This is a genomic window from Enterobacter sp. PL1, from assembly GCF_945957325.1.
GTDB lineage: Bacteria > Pseudomonadota > Gammaproteobacteria > Enterobacterales > Enterobacteriaceae > Enterobacter > Enterobacter roggenkampii.
The window spans coordinates 85,900-100,197 of sequence record NZ_CAMFKT010000003.1 but is presented as its reverse complement, the minus strand read 5'-3'; the positions used below and the strand labels follow the sequence as shown (position 1 = coordinate 100,197).

The 14,298-nt window shown below is 54.7% G+C and carries 16 protein-coding genes and 1 tRNA gene; 6 read left to right on the top strand and 11 right to left on the bottom strand.

Annotation, left to right across the window (positions count from 1 at the left end; all coding sequences use genetic code 11):
• The first annotated feature begins 116 nt into the window (after window positions 1-116).
• Window positions 117-881: a siderophore-interacting protein gene (locus N6P30_RS03860; RefSeq protein ID WP_023294614.1), complete on the top strand. Its 765-nt coding sequence runs from the start codon at window positions 117-119 to the stop codon at window positions 879-881.
• Here N6P30_RS03860 and N6P30_RS03855 read toward each other — a convergent pair whose 3' ends face one another.
• Both N6P30_RS03855 and N6P30_RS03850 read right to left on the bottom strand, forming a co-directional pair.
• Window positions 882-2,051, bottom strand: a complete 1,170-nt coding sequence (locus N6P30_RS03855) for a molecular chaperone DnaJ (protein WP_023294613.1) — start codon at window positions 2,049-2,051, stop codon at window positions 882-884.
• 389 nt (window positions 2,052-2,440) lie between these two features.
• Window positions 2,441-2,932, bottom strand: coding sequence for an Hcp family type VI secretion system effector (locus N6P30_RS03850; RefSeq protein WP_023294612.1), 492 nt, complete (start codon window positions 2,930-2,932; stop codon window positions 2,441-2,443).
• A gap of 300 nt (window positions 2,933-3,232) precedes the next feature.
• Between N6P30_RS03850 and N6P30_RS03845 the strand changes: the two genes are divergently transcribed.
• From N6P30_RS03845 to N6P30_RS03835, 3 genes are all read left to right on the top strand, one after another.
• Window positions 3,233-3,535, top strand: coding sequence for a polymorphic toxin type 44 domain-containing protein (locus N6P30_RS03845; RefSeq protein WP_008503179.1), 303 nt, complete (start codon window positions 3,233-3,235; stop codon window positions 3,533-3,535).
• Window positions 3,513-3,986: a hypothetical protein gene (locus N6P30_RS03840; RefSeq protein ID WP_023294611.1), complete on the top strand. Its 474-nt coding sequence runs from the start codon at window positions 3,513-3,515 to the stop codon at window positions 3,984-3,986. Before N6P30_RS03845 ends, N6P30_RS03840 begins: the two co-directional genes overlap by 23 nt.
• 371 nt (window positions 3,987-4,357) lie before the next feature.
• Entirely contained in the window at window positions 4,358-4,621 is a 264-nt protein-coding gene (locus N6P30_RS03835) for a hypothetical protein (protein ID WP_162813945.1), read from the top strand.
• Window positions 4,622-4,785: 164 nt separating this feature from the next.
• Here N6P30_RS03835 and N6P30_RS03830 read toward each other — a convergent pair whose 3' ends face one another.
• Together N6P30_RS03830 and N6P30_RS03825 are read right to left on the bottom strand one after the other, a co-directional pair.
• Window positions 4,786-5,616: an abortive infection family protein gene (locus tag N6P30_RS03830; protein WP_023294610.1), complete on the bottom strand. Its 831-nt coding sequence runs from the start codon at window positions 5,614-5,616 to the stop codon at window positions 4,786-4,788.
• A gap of 143 nt (window positions 5,617-5,759) precedes the next feature.
• Window positions 5,760-5,835: transfer RNA gene (locus N6P30_RS03825), tRNA-Ile, on the bottom strand.
• A gap of 124 nt (window positions 5,836-5,959) precedes the next feature.
• Here N6P30_RS03825 and mug point away from each other — a divergent pair.
• Window positions 5,960-6,466 (top strand): G/U mismatch-specific DNA glycosylase, encoded by a 507-nt coding sequence (gene mug / locus N6P30_RS03820; RefSeq protein WP_008503183.1) that lies wholly within the window; start codon window positions 5,960-5,962, stop codon window positions 6,464-6,466.
• Between the two features lie 98 nt (window positions 6,467-6,564).
• Here the strand turns inward: mug and rpoD are convergent, their stop codons facing one another.
• The 3 genes from rpoD to rpsU all read right to left on the bottom strand — a co-directional run bounded on the left by rpoD (window position 6,565) and on the right by rpsU (window position 10,642).
• Entirely contained in the window at window positions 6,565-8,412 is a 1,848-nt protein-coding gene (gene rpoD, locus N6P30_RS03815) for an RNA polymerase sigma factor RpoD (RefSeq protein ID WP_008503184.1), read from the bottom strand.
• A 154-nt stretch (window positions 8,413-8,566) separates the two neighbouring features.
• Window positions 8,567-10,312, bottom strand: a complete 1,746-nt coding sequence (gene dnaG, locus N6P30_RS03810) for a DNA primase (RefSeq protein WP_023294585.1) — start codon at window positions 10,310-10,312, stop codon at window positions 8,567-8,569.
• Between the two features lie 114 nt (window positions 10,313-10,426).
• The gene (rpsU, locus tag N6P30_RS03805; RefSeq protein WP_001144069.1) at window positions 10,427-10,642 is read right to left on the bottom strand and encodes a 30S ribosomal protein S21; all 216 of its coding nucleotides are present in this window, start codon (window positions 10,640-10,642) and stop codon (window positions 10,427-10,429) included.
• 236 nt (window positions 10,643-10,878) lie between these two features.
• On the opposite strand from rpsU, the gene tsaD reads away from it, so the two are divergent.
• Complete coding sequence (gene tsaD / locus N6P30_RS03800; RefSeq protein ID WP_008503186.1) at window positions 10,879-11,892, top strand: tRNA (adenosine(37)-N6)-threonylcarbamoyltransferase complex transferase subunit TsaD; 1,014 nt, start codon at window positions 10,879-10,881, stop codon at window positions 11,890-11,892.
• An 87-nt stretch (window positions 11,893-11,979) separates the two neighbouring features.
• Here tsaD and ureG read toward each other — a convergent pair whose 3' ends face one another.
• The 4 genes from ureG to ureE are packed head-to-tail and all read right to left on the bottom strand — an operon-like array spanning window position 11,980 to window position 14,294.
• Window positions 11,980-12,597 (bottom strand): urease accessory protein UreG, encoded by a 618-nt coding sequence (ureG, locus tag N6P30_RS03795; RefSeq protein ID WP_008503187.1) that lies wholly within the window; start codon window positions 12,595-12,597, stop codon window positions 11,980-11,982.
• 9 nt (window positions 12,598-12,606) lie between these two features.
• Window positions 12,607-13,281 (bottom strand): urease accessory protein UreF, encoded by a 675-nt coding sequence (locus tag N6P30_RS03790; protein ID WP_023294584.1) that lies wholly within the window; start codon window positions 13,279-13,281, stop codon window positions 12,607-12,609.
• Window positions 13,281-13,820, bottom strand: a complete 540-nt coding sequence (locus N6P30_RS03785) for a HupE/UreJ family protein (protein ID WP_021242324.1) — start codon at window positions 13,818-13,820, stop codon at window positions 13,281-13,283. Before N6P30_RS03785 ends, N6P30_RS03790 begins: the two co-directional genes overlap by 1 nt.
• Before the next feature lie 9 nt (window positions 13,821-13,829).
• A complete protein-coding gene (gene ureE, locus N6P30_RS03780; protein WP_023294583.1) occupies window positions 13,830-14,294 on the bottom strand; it encodes an urease accessory protein UreE in 465 nt (154 codons plus the stop codon).
• Between the last annotated feature and the right edge of the window lie 4 nt (window positions 14,295-14,298).

Sequence of the window (14,298 nt, the reverse complement as noted above, 5' to 3'; positions counted from 1 at the left end):
ATATCTAAGATATATTCAGATGCAATCTAAAAGATCTTGCATTTTTCCTTATTAGTAATCATTATCATTTGAAAATTGATTTAGATATATCGTATTCACCAGAAAAGGGTCTAAAAATGGCATCTACTCGTTATCCACAGCGTGTTCGTAATGACCTGCGTTTTCGCGAGCTGACGGTGCTCCGCGTTGAGCGCGCCAGCGCGGGTTTCCAGCGCATTGTTTTAGGCGGCGAGGCGCTGGAGGGCTTTAGCTCCCGCGGTTTCGACGACCATACCAAAGTCTTTTTCCCGGCACCCGGGACGACGTTTACGCCGCCGGTGGTCACCGATGAAGGCATCGACTGGGGCGACGGCGTGCGTCCGCAGGCGCGCGACTATACGCCGCTATACGATGAGGCAAATCATGAGCTGGTTCTCGATTTCTTCATTCATGACGGCGGCATTGCCAGCAGCTGGGCGGTTGAGGCGAAAGCGGGAGACAAGCTGACCATCGGCGGCCCGCGCGGTTCGCTGGTGGTGCCGGAGGATTACGCCTGGCAGCTGTACGTGTGCGATGAATCCGGCATGCCCGCGCTGCGCCGACGCTTAGAGAGCATTGCTCAACTGCCGGTTCGCCCGGACATACACGCGGTCGTGATGGTTGGGGATGAATCGTATAAGGACTATCTGGCGCACCTGAGCGCGTTCAACATCACCTGGGTGGTGGGCCACAACGCGCAGGCGGTCGTAGACCATCTGGCGGCGCTGACCGTTCCGGGGGAAGACTATTTCATCTGGCTGACCGGGGAAGGGAAGGTGGTGAAACGCCTGAGCCGTCAGTTTGAAACCGACGCGATTGACCCACAGCTGGTGCGTGCCAGCGCATACTGGCACGCCAAATAATCAGGCTGCCGAATCCAGCTGCGCTTCGCTCACCTGATGTTCGAGCGAGGCGCGGACCTCGTGCAGCGCTTTCTCCTGCTGAGCAAAGTACGCTTCCATATTGCTCAGCGAGGAGACCAGCAGCCAGGACTCCTCTTTCTCCAGCTCCGCCAGCTCGTTCACTAAAATGTCGATTTGCTCGCGAACCTGCGCCATTTTTTTGCGGATACGTTCCAGATCGTTCAGCCTGTCGCTTGCCATCAATGGCTCGAAGCCCTGCTGCAGGCGGGCCACCAGCGAACGAATGGCTTTCACATCGCCGCGCTGCTTCGCCTGGTTAAGCTGTACCATCATGCTGTTGGCTTCTTCTTTCAAATCGTCCGCCACCAGATCCGGGTGGCAGAGCTTGCTCGCCTGCCGCCAGAGACGCTTGAGTTCGTTCTGGTCCTCTTGTGAAAGATGCTTACCTTTGCGCAGCCGCACTTCGGCATCGTGATGCTGTTCGCGATACTTCTCGTACTCTTCGTTGGCCTCGTCGCGAGCCTGACGCGCAGGCTCCTCTTCGCGCGTTAAGCCGCTCTCCAGCTCCTGCGCTTCGGCCAGCAGGTTGGCAATCAGATTGCTTTGCTGCTCAAGATGCTTACGCGCCTCGGCGGCCTGCACGGAGTCCGCCGGGAGATCGCGCCAGCGCTGGGTCAGCGTCGCCAGCACCTCTACCGCCTGCGCCATATAGTGCTGGCAGCGACGGTAATCCTCCTCGCGACGACGCGCTTCCGCCTGCTGACGACGCAGGTTCAGCTCCGCCAGCGTTTTACGCAGGGCGAGGATCTGCTGCATCAGCGGCCCCAGGCGGGAGAAATAGAGATCGTTGAACTCATCAAGCTGCTGCACCCGCGCGTTGCGGCGGTCAATCAGATCGCGCAGACGCTCTTCCAGCGCCTTCAGCTCCAGCTTGCTGGCCGCCACCTGCGGATCGCGCCACGGCGTCACGGCGCGCTGGCCCTGCAGCCAGGCGGTAATGGCCGCCATGGCCGCGGTGTAGTTCTTCTCCTCAAGCGCCACGACGATTGCCTGTAGCTCATCGTCAAACGCTTCATTTTTCAGGCGTGTCAGCTGGCTCTGGATGATGTCGTCATCTTCCAGCTCAATGGCATTTTTAATGATTTCTAGCCGTTTGATCGGTGTGCTCATGATGCCTTTCGCTTTGGCGCTTAAGTATTTGAGTTAAGGTTAGTTGTTGTAAAAGCTACAGGAAATAATACACACGGATGATGATCGGCGCGATGGGGGATTTCTTTAGTTTTTAGGGTTTGTGAGGGTGAGCGGCAGGCCGGACTATGTGTGATTGATTACGTATGTGCTTGCATAGGGTGCAGCAAAAATCAGAGGCGGTAACTGCCAGAGAATGCTTAACAGCATTAAGCATGATTAAAATACCCCAAACGTGTAAGAAGTGCGGAGAGCCGGCACCGGGTGATCGCGCGAGGTATTGCCATCGAGGGAGGCTACGTGCTGGCAAACCCAAGGTGCGAAAGAATTGGCACTAAAAACAATATAGGGCGGATTAACCGCCCTTTTTTTTACGCTGTTACACGCTCGTTCCACGCGTCTGAATATTGGACGTTCCCATCGCAATACTTCCAGGTGATCCGCTCATAGCGCAGCTGTACGCCCTCATTATGATTATGCATCTGTAAACCTGGCTCTTTGCAGTTATGCATAACGGGGTTAATGCTGACTATCCGGACGTTTTCCAACAGCATGTTGAAATACTCTACCTCTTGCCCCGCATCGTTGATTTTATACCACTTAATTTCCGCGCTTTTCAGCGTCTGCCCGGTAGCTACGGCCTTATAAAGATATGGGCTGGAGCTATCAAACTCCTTTTCTATTACGAGCGGCGCATGTAAGCGTGTACCGGTGATTTTGCCCGTGTTGTTATCGGTAGGAACTAACAGGCCGTGACTAAAAGAAAGCACCTCAATGCTTCCCTCGCGGTTTTGAACATCCACAGATCCATAAATCGGGTTGCCGCCATCGTCTCTAAGCCACAGGTAAGCAGGAATAGCCATTTTTAAAACTCCATTTTATGTAAAGAGAATAAACCCTCATTAACGGCTAAAAACCGATCGCAGGTGATACAAATTGTGTTATAGATTCGTGTTATTTAATCGGGTTACTTATTGATGTTGCAAATAAAATTAATAGATTGATACTCAAACAGTATCGCGCCGTGCTGTTGCTCTTATGTTGCTGGTTTTGCCAGGCAAAAGGGAATAACGATGGCATGTATACCGATTTACCCGCCCCGCGGGCTGGAGATATTGCGCGAACACATCAGGCTTGCGCGGGCGCGTCACGGAGTTCAGGACATGGCCACCCCGCTTACGTATACGTGGTTTTATGAGCGAGTAAGGAACGGCGGACCGTGGGATTACAAACAACAAAAACGGGCTTACGCTGACTTCGGAAATTTTCATTACGGCGCTGTGGGTTATGCAGCGTGCATCCCTGAAAAGATTTTGCTTATTGCCGCTGGCGCGGCGCAGTGGAAGGCCGGCACATCAAGGCCGGAATGGGGCAATTTTACGGGAGCCCCGCCGTTTGGTGATGATCCGATGGACCAATTTTGGATAAAGCAAGGCATAGACTATGTTAAGCAGCACCACTATTAAGGCGTTTAAGGCGTTGCATTGGGTGGCTACATTCACCATGGCTATCGTGATTGCGGGATACTGTTATTTTCAGCATATCCAGCGCTTAACGGTGAGTGACAAACTTTATGAGGTTCGCCAACTCACGCCCCGTACGTGGTTATATATAACTGAATATGAAGGCTCGAACATGACCACAGGGGAAGTATATCGTTATTTTTTAGCAAGTAAGATTGACGGCGATCCGCTGGCGGCTCTCGAAAAACAACATATCGCCCCAACGCTTACCGCGAACACCGCCCGTGCGAAAGTTGACGGCATAGGCAACAATATCTCATTTACTGTTTATGGCACCGTGTACAGCTTTACAACGTCCGCATTTTTTTATGATGCTGAGGGAATAGCTGCCGCGCCGTCAATCGACTTAACGGCCCGTGGCGAGGGCTGGGGCAAGGGGAAATTTAGTCGATAGATAATTATTTATTTAAAAATCCCCTGCGGTCGTGTCAATGACTCGATGAGCCGCGTGTAAGTTTCACGGCGTACCCGTAGCGGTTCATGGATCAAAAGTACATTGTGATTGCCCGCCGGGTATTACCCATGCAGGTTAATGGCTGGGGCGAGGGGGAGATCCGGTTGATATTGTCAGGGAAGAACTTCCCTGCAAAAATTACAGCCAGAATCCCCCACATACGATCTGCGAATTCGCAGAAAATTACCGTTAAAAAACGAAACCGACACGCGGATCCGTCAAAATTACGAATTCGCAATTTGAAATGTTAAGTTTTGCTAAGGTTCTGGCGCTCGTCACAAATAACAGTTCACAGCATGAATCTCTAAAATGTGATGATGGACACGCCGGGCGCAGAACATAATATCATTTTAATTATTGTGGTTTATGCAGTTTGCTCCACTAGCTGCAACCGGCGTGAGTGCGCCCCAAACATTACCGCACCCGCCTGCGGTTTTTGGATCATAAAAATATTTTCAGTTTTATTTTTCTTCAAACCAGACCGCCAGACCGCGCCAGTGCTGGCGCCTTTGCGTAAAACCAGAACTGAAAAGAGTGAAAAGAATTTCAGTATTTTTCAGTTTAGTGGATCTTAACAGGATCTGATTGTGAGCTTAACATCCAGAAAAATATGAATATTTTTTGATTTTTGTGAGTTGAATGGATCAAGTTATGTTGGTGCGAGGAGGGAAATAGAAACCCGCGAAACCAAGTAGGGTGCGGGTTTGTGGACAGTAATCTGTTATATAAAAACTGAAATCTATTCTTTCTTTTTCCTCTCGTCCCATGACTCAAGAATATACAAAACAAGCGTATGAGCTGAGTTAATTGCAAGCCTTGCATGGCGAGGCAGAACCTTATAGGACTTTCTTCCTGCGCCGTGTGCTGTGCTGGCATGTGTACGAAAAGCGCCAATACCATCTACTATAGAGAACAATCCTGTGAGGATTCTGCGCAGATCATTATCCTCAATGACTTGTGGATTCATACCTAAACTATCTTTCACTACCTTCCAGACGCTCTGAAGGTCTTGTTTGGCGGGCATTTGTAAACCTTCGTCTGTAATATAAATTTTGCATACAGATTCAAGAATGTTACATGCAGCCGAAACTGATTCTTTTGGCTCTTTTTGAATGTGCTCCAGGGCTCGATTGAATTCCATTTCAATCGCGGGCATGTTTCTACCTACAATTGCCTCTTGCAATGATAGCGATGGCTTCGATCCACCAGAAGCAATAAAGCCGCCTGTCATATAAGAAAAACCGTATTTAGCCAACATTTTATTTACGTTTTCTTTGAAGGTTGGCTCGTTTTTGTTATCTGCAAGAAAGCTGAACGGCGATGGTGTAGGGTAAGATTCCTCACTCTCCATGTATCCCTCGATCAACTTGCCGAGTACCGATAAAGGGTCTTCGCATACTTTATTAATTCTACGTAACCATTCTAAAGCTTTTACATGCTTTGAACCTTCGGGAGCATCTCCCGGAGCATCGGCATAGAAAAAAAGACTATCTAAACTAGCGTGGGTTTCTACGGATGATATGTGATCGGCTACAACTGACACTAAAGGCTGCGGAATTTTTCTTTCCATTTTCCTCTAACTCGTCGTTTGAAATGTTGGTGCGTTGGCTCGCAGTGGCTAAGTCGTGCGACACTTTTGCGACACAACGGAAGAGAACAGCTAGTTTTACAAGGATTTGCGATGGATATATTGCTGATACTAAAGGGAAAATTTGGTGGCCCCTGCTGGACTTGAACCAGCGACCAAGCGATTATGAGTCGCCTGCTCTAACCACTGAGCTAAGGGGCCGTGGCGGTGAATTATAAAGTAACTCCCCGCAGCAATCCAGCCATTCACACCTGCCTGCTGTTTTTATAAACAACGCATAATCAATCCTTTATACTTCCATAACGATGTATCAGCGGGAGTAAAGATGATCAACGACATTCTGGCCCCTGGCCTGCGGGTGGTGTTCTGCGGAATCAACCCGGGCAAGTCCTCGGCGCACACCGGTTTTCACTTTGCCCATCCGGGCAATCGCTTCTGGAAGGTGATCTACCAGGCCGGGTTTACCGACAGGTTACTCAAGCCCGAAGAGGAGCAGCATCTGCTGGACACGCGCTGCGGAATTACCATGCTGGTCGAGCGGCCGACGGTACAGGCAAGCGAGGTCAACCTGCATGAACTGCGCAGCGGCGGGCGGGAGCTGGTGAAGAAGATTGAAGACTACCAGCCGGCCGCGCTGGCGATCCTCGGCAAGCAGGCCTACGAGCAGGCATTCAGCCAGCGTGGGGCTAAGTGGGGTAAGCAGAGCATCATGATTGGCGTTACGCAGGTGTGGGTGTTGCCGAACCCGAGCGGGCTCAACAGGGCGACGCTGGACAAGCTGGTGGAGGCCTACAGGGAGCTGGATGAGGCGCTGATGGTGCGGGGGCTTTAGGGACCTCTACGGCCTGATGCCCTCACCCTGACCCTTTCCCACAGGTCGAGGCAATAAAAAAAGCTCCCCGAGGGGAGCTTTTTCACTGTCAGAACAGATTAGTCGTCCAGGAAGCTACGCAGCACTTCAGAGCGGCTTGGGTGACGCAGCTTACGCAGCGCCTTCGCTTCGATCTGACGGATACGTTCGCGGGTAACGTCGAACTGTTTACCCACTTCTTCCAGCGTGTGGTCGGTGTTCATATCGATACCGAAACGCATACGCAGGACTTTCGCTTCACGGGCGGTCAGGCCAGCCAGAACATCGTGCGTTGCGGCACGCAGGCTCTCGGTGGTGGCAGAGTCAAGCGGCAGCTCGAGGGTGGTATCCTCGATGAAATCACCCAGATGCGAATCTTCATCATCACCGATTGGTGTTTCCATGGAGATTGGCTCTTTGGCGATCTTCAGTACCTTACGGATCTTGTCTTCCGGCATCAGCATGCGCTCGGCCAGCTCTTCCGGCGTCGGCTCGCGACCCATCTCCTGCAGCATCTGGCGGGAAATACGGTTGAGCTTGTTGATGGTCTCAATCATATGCACCGGAATACGGATGGTGCGCGCCTGATCCGCGATAGAGCGGGTGATAGCCTGACGGATCCACCAGGTTGCGTAGGTGGAGAACTTGTAACCACGACGGTATTCAAACTTATCTACCGCTTTCATCAGACCGATGTTGCCTTCCTGAATCAGATCCAGGAACTGCAGACCGCGGTTGGTGTATTTCTTGGCGATAGAGATAACCAGACGCAAGTTCGCTTCAACCATCTCTTTCTTCGCACGGCGGGCTTTCGCTTCACCGATGGACATGCGACGGTTGATATCTTTAACCTGCTCGATGGTCAGGCCGGTCTCTTCTTCAATCTGCTGCAGCTTCTGCAGGCCGCGATACACGTCTTCTTTCACGTCGTGCAGCTTTTCAGACCACGGCTTGTTCATCGCGATAGCCGCGTTGAACCAGGTTTCGCTGGTTTCGTTGCCGGTGAAGAGGGTGATGAAGTTCTTCTTCGGCATTTTGCACTGCTCAACGCACAGCTTCATGATGATGCGTTCCTGGGTACGTACGCGATCCATCATCACGCGCATGCTGTTCACCAGGTAGTCGAACTGTTTTGGCACCAGGCGGAACTGTTTGAACACTTCAGACAGTTTCAGGATCTCTTCCTGAGCGGCTGCGTGGCTGCGGCCTTTCGCTTTGATGGTGTCACGCGTCACTTCGTACTGAGTACGCAGCTCGGCAAACTTCTCGCGCGCCAGTTCCGGGTCGATGCTGTTGTCATCATCGGCGCTGTCGTCGTCGCTCTCTTCCTCATCTTCGTCTTCGTCATCATCCATCTCTTCCTGAGACAGTTCAGAACCGACGTGAGTGGCGGTAGGCGCCATATCTTCTTCAGCGTTCGGGTCGACAAAACCGGTGATCAGGTCAGACAGGCGCGCTTCTTCCGCTTCAACGCGATCGTACTGCTCCAGCAGATAGGTGATCGCTTCCGGGTACTCGGCAACAGAGCACTGAACCTGGTTGATCCCGTCTTCGATGCGTTTTGCGATGTCAATTTCGCCTTCGCGGGTCAACAGTTCAACGGTACCCATTTCGCGCATGTACATGCGGACCGGGTCAGTGGTACGCCCGATTTCAGATTCCACGCTGGACAGTACCTGTGCAGCAGCTTCTTCCGCATCTTCGTCAGTGTTGTTGGAGGTTTCAGCCAGCAACAGATCATCGGCATCCGGTGCTTCTTCCATCACCTGAATGCCCATGTCATTGATCATTTGGATGATGTCTTCGATTTGATCTGAATCGACGATATCTTCCGGCAGATGGTCATTGACCTCGGCATAGGTCAGATAGCCTTGCTCCTTACCACGTTGGACAAGAAGTTTCAGCTGTGACTGCGGGTTTTGCTCCATAAGACGGTATCCACACTTAATTCGTTTGATTGGTGTCGGCGATGGGGCTGCCAACCTTTAAAGCGAGGGCGTACTTATATTTTTGCCGCTGCCTCTCAGTGCGGCTGCCGGGGGCTTCCCGATCGATATTCGGCACTTAAGCCGTTAAATTTATTTATTTCTTCGCCAGTTCCTGGTTAATCATCCAGAGCTCCCGGCGTTCTTCGCTGCTCAAACCGTGTGTGCGCTCGCGAGCTATCAACTCTTCCTGGCGCAGCTCAAGCATCGAATCAAACATATGGTTGAGTGAGTCGGTGAACGTTTTTTCTGCAATGTCCTTATCTGCTATATCGTCCCACATCGACAATTTTTCAAGGGTAGCGGCCTCTTTTGTGCCGCGATAATGCTCTAAAAGTTGTCCGGTGGTCAGACCTGGCTGAGACAAACACGTGTTAACCAGTTCTGAAAATAAGCCAAGCCCGGGCAATTTTTCGTGGTTCAAACCCGCCAGCGACGGCACCTGTGGCGCCAGCTCGGGGTTTTGTACCAGTAACCCTATCAGTATACGCATGGTTGTGCGTTTTAGCTGAGGCGCGGGGCGAACCGCACCGTTTTCAGCCTGTTTAGGCATTAAACGTTCAAGCTGGCTGTCATCCAGAATGCCGAGCTTGTTGCCTAACTCCTGACGCAGGTAGATGCGCAGCGTTTCGCCGGGCACCTGACTGATTAACGGCAGCGCCAGCGTGCTGAGCTGCGCGCGCCCGTCAGGGGTACTCAAATCAACCTGCGGCATCAGGCTGTTAAACAAAAACGTGGAGAGTGGCTGTGCCTGCTCCATCCGCGCTTCAAATGCCGCTTTGCCCTCTTTACGCACCAGCGTATCCGGGTCTTCACCGTCGGGCAGGAACATAAAGCGCAACTGACGCCCGTCGGTCATATAGGGTAGCGCGGTTTCCAGCGCGCGCCAGGCGGCATCGCGTCCGGCGCGGTCTCCGTCGTAACAACAAATCACGTTGTTGGTCACGCGGAACAGCAGCTGGATGTGATCCGCCGTCGTGGACGTTCCTAACGACGCAACCGCGTAGTTAATGTCGTACTGCGCCAGCGCAACGACGTCCATATAGCCTTCGACGACCAGAAGACGCGGAGGTTCCGCGTTATCCTGCTGCGCCTCATAAAGGCCGTAAAGCTGGCGGCCCTTATGGAAAATATCGGTTTCCGGGGAGTTGAGGTACTTCGGCAGGGCATCACCCAGCACGCGACCACCAAAACCAATTACCCGGCCTCGCTTGTCGCGGATTGGGAACATTACCCGTTCGCGGAAGCGGTCGTAGCTTCGTCCCTGGTCGTTGGTGACCAGCATGCCTGCATCGATGAGAGACTTACGATCTTCGCTATTGCCGCCAAAACGCTTTAACACGTTGTCCCAGCCGGGCGGGGCGTAGCCAATAGCGAAACGCGCAATGACATCGTCGCTCAGTCCGCGCTTGTTCAGATACTGACGCGCAGGTTCAGCCGCAGAGTGCTTAAGAGACTGTTGGTAAAACGAATTCAGGCCATCCATCAGTTGATACAGCGTTTGCCGTTGATGGCGCTCGATCTGACTTGGCCCACTGCCTGCTTCATACGGCACTTCAAGGTTATGCATTGCCGCCAGCTCTTCGACGGTTTCAACGAACTCGAGCTTGTCGTAGTTCATTAAAAAATCGACGGCATTACCGTGAGCACCACAGCCGAAGCAATGGTAAAACTGCTTTTCACCGTTTACGGTGAAGGAGGGGGTTTTTTCGTTATGGAACGGACAGCACGCATGGTAATTCTTGCCCTGCTTCTTCAGCTTTACCCGCGCGTCGATGAGATCGACGATGTCGGTTCTGGCGAGCAGGTCATTGATGAAAACGCGTGGGATTCTTCCGGCCATATGCCCCAAAATTTAAGCGACTTATAAACGAAAACAAGCCGCGCATTCCTTCCGGAAGCACGGCCTTACGACTACTACTCTGTCTGTCAATTGAGGGCTGAGGCCCTCAACCAATTAGTACAGACGAGTACGGCGTGCGTTTTCGCGAGCCAGTTTCTTCGCGTGACGTTTCACAGCGGAAGCTTTAGCGCGCTTACGTTCGGTCGTTGGTTTTTCATAAAACTCACGACGACGAACTTCAGCCAGAACACCTGCTTTCTCGCATGAACGTTTGAAGCGACGCAGTGCTACGTCGAACGGCTCGTTTTCACGTACTTTAATTACCGGCATGTAACTCTCACCTTTAATAAATTCGGTTTGCCGCTGGCATCAACGCCAGCTTATTTCAAAATGGTGCGGAATTTTACTGCAAATGCTGCTGCTTTGTAAAGCACCGATGCGATTTTGAAAGGGACTTTAATAAGGGTGAGGAGTATACACGAGCCTTCTTCCTGGGGCGAACAAAGTTTTACATCAACCCGCCCAGGCTCTACACTGCGCGGTATTGAAACGAGGTAAAACAAGTCATGCGTGTACTGGGTATTGAAACATCCTGCGATGAAACCGGCATCGCCATTTACGACGACGAAAAAGGGCTTCTGGCCAACCAACTGTATAGTCAGGTGAAATTGCACGCTGACTACGGCGGCGTCGTGCCTGAACTGGCCTCTCGTGACCACGTGCGTAAAACGGTTCCCCTGATTCAGGCGGCGCTGAAAGAGGCCGGGTTAAGTTCAACCGATATTGATGCCGTGGCCTACACCGCGGGGCCGGGTCTGGTCGGCGCGCTGCTGGTTGGCGCGACGGTTGGCCGTTCGCTGGCCTTCGCGTGGGATGTGCCGGCCATCCCGGTTCACCATATGGAAGGGCACCTTCTGGCGCCGATGCTGGAAGAGAATCCGCCTGAATTTCCGTTTGTGGCGCTGCTGGTCTCCGGCGGCCATACGCAGCTGATTAGCGTCACGGGCATTGGCAAGTACGAGCTGCTGGGCGAGTCAATCGACGACGCTGCCGGTGAAGCGTTCGACAAAACCGCCAAGCTGCTGGGGCTGGATTACCCAGGCGGCCCGATGCTGTCCAAAATGGCGGCGCAGGGAACGGAAGGGCGCTTTGTCTTCCCGCGTCCGATGACCGACCGTCCGGGGCTGGACTTCAGCTTCTCCGGGCTGAAAACCTTCGCGGCCAACACGATCCGCAATAACGACGACAGCGAGCAGACCCGCGCCGATATCGCCCGCGCGTTTGAAGATGCGGTGGTGGATACGCTGATGATCAAGTGCAAGCGCGCGCTGGATCAGACCGGCTTCAAGCGTCTGGTGATGGCGGGCGGCGTCAGCGCCAACCGCACGCTGCGCGCGAAGCTCGCCGAGATGATGCAAAAGCGTCGTGGGGAAGTGTTCTACGCCCGTCCCGAATTCTGTACCGATAACGGGGCGATGATTGCCTACGCCGGTATGGTGCGCCTGAACGCTGGCGCAACGTCTGACCTGAGCGTGTCCGTGCGTCCGCGCTGGCCGCTGGCGGAACTGCCTGAGGCGTGAGTTTTTTTGCCCGGTGGCGCTGCGCTTACCGGGCCTACAAAACCGTAGGCCGGGTCAGGCGAAGCCGCCACCCGGCAATAACCTGCACTACACCCGCAGCATCCCTTTCTCTTCCAGAAACGCAATAATTGTCCCCAGACCGTCTCCCGCTTTCAGGTTGGTAAAGGTCCATGGACGCTCGCCGCGCATGCGGTTGGTGTCGCGCTCCATCACCTCCAGCGACGCCCCCACGTACGGCGCGAGATCGGTTTTGTTAATCACCAGAAAATCGGACTTGGTGATCCCCGGCCCGCCCTTGCGCGGAATTTTTTCCCCTTCGGCCACGTCAATCACGTAGATGGTCAGATCCGCCAGCTCCGGGCTGAAGGTCGCGCTCAGGTTGTCCCCGCCGCTTTCCACGAAGATCAGATCCAGATTGCCGAACTTCTCGCTGAGCGCTTCCACCGCCGCCAGGTTCATCGAGGCGTCTTCGCGGATAGCGGTATGCGGGCAGCCGCCGGTCTCCACGCCCACGATGCGCTCCGGTGCCAGCGCGCCCGCCTCGGTCAGGATGCGCTGATCCTCTTTGGTGTAGATATCGTTGGTCACCACCGCCAGGTGATATGTGTCGCGCATTGCCTTGCAGAGCGCTTCCAGCAGCGCGGTTTTGCCCGACCCTACCGGGCCACCCACGCCCACGCGCAGGGGATGTTTGTAATCAGCCATGTTGACTCCTCAGGAACGGAATAGTCGTGAATATTGGGTTTCGTGGCGCGCGGAGGCGATGGCGGACAGCGGCGTAGCTGCTCCCAGCGCGTCGTCGCGACGTAAAAAGGCCTGTTCAAGCCCGGCGGCAAAATAGTCGCTCAGCTCGATAATCAGCTGCTGCGCCGCCTGCTGCCCAAACGGCACCAGCTTGACGCCTGCCATGACCGCGCTCTCAATCCAGCTGTAACCGAGGCTCAGCGCCAGCTCGCGCACGTCAATGCCCCAGCGCACGCCGAGCCACGCCATGCCGCAGAGCTGGCTTTGCCTGCACAGCGCCAGCCATTCTGCCGGGCAGTCCGGCTCCCAGCTTTTGATGAGACGCGTAAAGGCCGCTCCGCGGTTGCGTTCTTCTTCGCGCAGCTCGCGCGTTTCCCGACAGGCGAGCAGGTATGCCGTCCAGCGTCTGGCCGTCGCCAGGTCGTTCCGATTGCAGGCCTGGCAGAGGCGGTGAAACAGCGGCAGATCGACGCAGAAAAAACTCTGCTCCATCTGCTGGATCTGCCAGCGTTTAAAGGCGTCGACGTTCGCGACCCAGCCCGCCTCCACGGCCCACTCCAGCCCCTGCGACCAGGTAAACGACCCGACCGGCAGGCTGCTGCTGGAGAGCTGCATCAGGCGCAGCCACTGGCGGGCGTGCTCCATCAGCTCATCAGCGCCAGCAGGGCGGAGACGATCAGCCCGCCGCCGAAGGTTTTACGCAGACCGTCGTGACGGCGCAGCAGCAAGCCTGCGGCGAAACTGGCGCACAGCACCGTGGCGCTGGCGAACATAAACCCGCTGGTGAACAGCCAGAAGCTATGGCCGGACATCTCCACGCCGTGCGCCCAGCCGTGGAACATCGCCAGGGCAGGCACCGCGAGCAGCAGACGGTTTTCAGTCTTAAACATCATCACGCCGCTGACCGCCAGCGAGGCGATAATCAGCATCTCCATGCCGCTAAAGCCGCCGAGCAGGCTGCCTGCGATGGCGCCGACAAGCATCATCCCGAGGGTGGCAAACGGCAGCAGGAGCTTGCGGCCGCTCAGCGCCGAGAGCACGCCTGCGCCCGCTAGCATCAGGAGATGATCGAGCCCGGTCAGCGGATGGAAAAAACCGGCCTGAAAGCTGTCGGCACCGTGGCCGGGATGCGCGAGCGCGGGAACGGAAAAAGCCAGCAGTAACAGGGGGAGTAACTTGCGCATGATGGATCCTTAATGTGAATGGGCGTGAGCGTGGCTATGGCTGTGGGCATCGCTGGCATACGCGCCCGCTTCCGGTTCAAACGGCAGGCTGGCGTAGGTCACCTCCAGCCCAAACTGGCGCAGCATATCGTCGAGAACGTGATCGTGGTGATAGCGCAGCTCGCCGGGCATCACCTGCAGCGGCACGTGGCGGTTGCCCAGGTGGTAGCAGGCGCGGGCCAGCAGGAACGGGTCGGCGCAGCGCACCACGGAGACGGACTCAGCCGCGGCGATCACTTCGATCACTTCGCTGCCGTCGTCGGTGGTCAGCAGGTCCCCCCCGCGCAGCAGCAGGCCGCGCGGCAGCATCAGCCCGGCTTCGCGCCCGTCGTTCAGCGCTACGCGGGCGCGGCTTTTCACCCGCACGTCAATCGGCAGCGTGACGCTGGCGGTAGTCGGGTGCGCGTGGTCCAGACGTTGGGTCAGATAAATCATCATC